Origin of the sequence: Microbacterium sp. MRS-1 (assembly GCF_000585455.1) — a bacterium.
Taxonomy (GTDB): domain Bacteria; phylum Actinomycetota; class Actinomycetes; order Actinomycetales; family Microbacteriaceae; genus Microbacterium; species Microbacterium laevaniformans.
Window position 1 is genome coordinate 1 of the sequence record NZ_JAUF01000097.1, and the last position, 3,418, is coordinate 3,418.

The 3,418-nt window shown below is 68.3% G+C and carries 4 protein-coding genes and 1 pseudogene; 2 read left to right on the top strand and 3 right to left on the bottom strand.

Features of this window, described 5'->3' with window-relative positions; genetic code table 11:
- Positions 1–46: 46 nt before the first annotated feature.
- Entirely contained in the window at positions 47–469 is a 423-nt protein-coding gene (locus AS96_RS13785; protein WP_081768072.1) for a serine/threonine protein kinase, read from the bottom strand.
- 242 nt (positions 470–711) lie between these two features.
- On the opposite strand from AS96_RS13785, the gene AS96_RS13790 reads away from it, so the two are divergent.
- Positions 712–1,044 carry a hypothetical protein gene (locus AS96_RS13790; protein ID WP_036290937.1) on the top strand — a complete coding sequence of 111 codons (333 nt, stop codon included), beginning with the start codon at positions 712–714 and terminating at the stop codon, positions 1,042–1,044.
- A 61-nt stretch (positions 1,045–1,105) separates the two neighbouring features.
- Here AS96_RS13790 and AS96_RS13795 read toward each other — a convergent pair whose 3' ends face one another.
- Entirely contained in the window at positions 1,106–1,429 is a 324-nt protein-coding gene (locus AS96_RS13795; protein ID WP_036290938.1) for a DUF6176 family protein, read from the bottom strand.
- Between the two features lie 87 nt (positions 1,430–1,516).
- Between AS96_RS13795 and AS96_RS13800 the strand changes: the two genes are divergently transcribed.
- Positions 1,517–3,094: a molybdopterin-dependent oxidoreductase gene (locus AS96_RS13800; protein WP_036290941.1), complete on the top strand. Its 1,578-nt coding sequence runs from the start codon at positions 1,517–1,519 to the stop codon at positions 3,092–3,094.
- A gap of 76 nt (positions 3,095–3,170) precedes the next feature.
- Here the strand turns inward: AS96_RS13800 and AS96_RS15530 are convergent.
- Positions 3,171–3,418: pseudogene (locus AS96_RS15530) on the bottom strand (hypothetical protein); the annotation flags it as partial.

The window sequence follows — 3,418 nt, forward strand, 5'->3', positions numbered from 1 at the left end:
CCTCGACGTCTATCCGCGAACCAGCCGCCGACCCTCGACTACACCCTCAACTGCGAAGAGCCGGTTTGATGTCTCGATGCACGATGCCTTCACCATGCACGTACATCAGGCCCTCGCACAGCTGGCAGATGTAGTCGAGCAGCACCTCGTCAGCGAGCTCCTCGGTAATCACCTGGCGTAGGCTCGCCGAGTACAGATCCATGACGTAATAGAAACTGGAATCGTCTTCGGCCCAGGCGTGAACCTTCACGACGTGTGGGTGCTCGGATTCGATACCGAACCGAATCTCGTTGCGAAAGCGCTCATCGCGCTTAGTGGATCCGCCCAGCTTTCGGATCTGTTTGAGTGCGTAAGCGCGGCCGTCGGCGCTGGAGCGCACGCGCCACACATTTGAGGCGCCCCCCTGGCCGAGTTTCGACTCCACCGTGTAGGACGTGCCGTCGATTTCGCACACATCGTTCTTCTTCACTGAGGTCTACGGTAGTTGAGCTCGAGCGGTACGCATGGCCGTCGACTCGATGAGGCTTGTGTCGTCGACTACCGACATGTTCTTTGGCGGTGGCCGTTCTTTGAACTAAAGATCGCTTCGCGGAATCCTGCGGAGCGCATTGCGGTGGCGATGCCAAAGTGCCTGGCGTCGAACAGCGGCGCACGGCGACGGCCAAGCCCCGCGCGAGGGAGTTGTGAAGGGCTGAGATGGGACACTGAGCCATGCCCGTCCGCCCCGACATCGTCTGCATTTGCGGCTCCTCGCGCTTCGTCGCCGAAATGAGCGACGCGAACCGTGACCTCACCCTTCAGGGCGTCATCGTCCTCGCCCCCGGCGAGATGGAGGGCGCCGTCAGCGCAGAGCAGAAGGCCGTCCTCGATGCGCTCCACCGGCACAAGATCGATCTCGCCGACCGTGTGCTCGTCGTCAATCCCGGCGGCTACATCGGTGCATCGACTGCGGCGGAGATCGCCTACGCGCAGGCAGCGGGCACGCCGGTCTCCTTCACCGACCCGCCGGTGGATGCCGCGGGCACGATGAGCGCGGAACCGTGATCGCCCTCATCCCGTTCGAGCTCGACGGTGTCGTCCGCCACGTCGAACCCCGAACCGCCGGTCATGCCGGCCGCAGGTCCAGCAGGATGTCGGCATCGGCCGCGCCGGCATCGGCTGCCCGCATCACGGCTCGATGCTCCCCGTCGATCGGTCGGGGTGAATCATCGGCGATGGTGCGCGCTCGCTCGACGTCGTCGGACTCCATGGCATAGACGATGACCGGGCCGTCTATGCCCTCCAGGATCATCGCCGTCTCATGACGGATGCCTTCCGTCTCGAGTGAGGCGAGCGCCTCTTCGCGACGCGGACCGTCAACGGTGCGTAACCACTCCACAACGTGTTCGCGCTGGTCGGGGTCGATGCGCCGCGCGACGAGATGGATCATGTCCCCACCTTAGGTCGCCGAACCCATCCGATCTCCGGCCCGTGCCGAACAACACAGGTACCCCGACCCCGGCGGCAGGAGATCATCGTGACCACGCACACCGGCCGGCGCGCGTCGCTCGCCCTCGCCGCCCTCGCGGGTGTCGTCAGCGGGGCGGTGTTCCTCGGTGTCGCCGAGGTGCTGGCCCTGCTCGTCGCGCGCAGCGCCAGCCCGATCCTGGCGGTCGGCGGCTTCGTGATCGACATCGTCCCCCAGCCCTTCAAGGAGTTCGCGATTGCGACGTTCGGGGCGAACGACAAGATCGCCCTCCTCGCGGGGCTCGGTCTCGCCGTCGTCATCGCCTCGGCGATCGGCGGAGTACTCGAATACCTGCGCAGTCCCCTCGGCGTGGTGGTCGTCGCGATCGCCGGCCTGCTTTCCACCGCGGCCGTCGTCTCTCGCACCGGGGTCACGCCCCTGTCGTTCGTTCCTCCTGTGATCGGCGCGGTCGCGGCATCCGTCGTCCTCGTCGCGCTGGCGCGTCGCCTTCGGCGCTGGCGGCGACCCGTGCCCGCCCCCGACGCGATCGACGCCGCCCCGGACGACGCACAAGCCCTCGGTCGGCGCGGCTTCTTCCGCCTCGCCGGTGTCGCCGGGGTCTCCGCCGTGATCGTCGGCGTCGCGTCCCGCGTCGTGACGGCCGCGACCTCATCGGTCGACGCGATCCGCGATGCGCTGAAGCTGCCCGCACCCCGTCGAACGCTGACGGTGCCCGCCGGCGCCGAGCTCGACGTTCCCGGTCTCTCGCCGCTCTTCACGCCGAACGCCGACTTCTACCGCGTCGACACGGCGCTCACCGTGCCGGCCATCGACCCGTCGACCTGGCGCCTCGTCGTCGACGGCATGGTCGAGCGCCGCGTCGAGTTGAGCTTCGACGATCTGGTCGGCATGGGCCTGGACGAGTACGGCATCACCCTGACCTGCGTCTCGAACGAGGTCGGCGGCGGGCTGGTCGGAAACGCGCGGTGGCTCGGCGTGCCGGTCCGCGACATCCTGCGAATGGCAGGACCGCAAGCCGGTGCCGACATGGTGCTCTCACGCAGCGTCGACGGCTACACCGCGAGCACTCCGCTGTCGGCGCTCACGGATGACGGGCTCGACGCGATCCTGGCGGTCGCGATGAACGGCGAGCCGCTCCCGGCCGAGCACGGCTTCCCGGTGCGGATGATCGTCCCCGGGCTCTACGGATACGTCTCGGCGACGAAGTGGCTCACCGAGCTGAAGGTGACGACCTTCGCGGCCGACGAGGCGTACTGGACGCCGCGCGGCTACAGTGCCGAGGCGCCCATCAAGCTCTCCTCTCGTGTCGACGTGCCCAAGGTCGGCAGTCCCGTCGCCCCGGGGCGGGTCCCCGTCGCGGGCATGGCATGGGCGCAGCCGACCGGGGTCGCCCGCGTCGAGGTGAACATCGACGACACCGGCTGGATCCCGGCAACCATCTCCACGCCGGTGAACGACGAGAGCTGGGTGCAGTGGATGTACGAATGGGATGCCGCGCCCGGCACCCACTACATCGCGGTACGCGCCTGGAACAAGAACGGCCAGCTGCAGGAGCAGCAGCGTGCCCCGATCGCCCCGAACGGCTCGACGGGGTGGCACCGGGTTCTGGTCACCGTGTCGTCGTGAGCGCTCGTCCGCCGCGACGGAGCCCCGCGCGTGGGAATGTCGGCATGACGCCTCGTTGGACCCCGCTCGCGATCACCTATGTCGTGCTGGCGATTGCCGGCCTGGTCGGGACGTTCGCCTTGAACGTCTGGTCGGGTGCCTCGTCCGCCCGTGCGGCCCCGCGCTCACGCGCGATCGAGCTCGCGAGCACCTGGCCGCCGCTGGTCAGCAGCGCGCGGCGCCACGGGAGCGTCCCCTCGATCTCGATCTGGATCGACATGGACAGCACCAGCGTGGTGCGCAGCACCAGGTAGGCCGCGTGCGCCCGCCGCTCGCGGCGGAGCG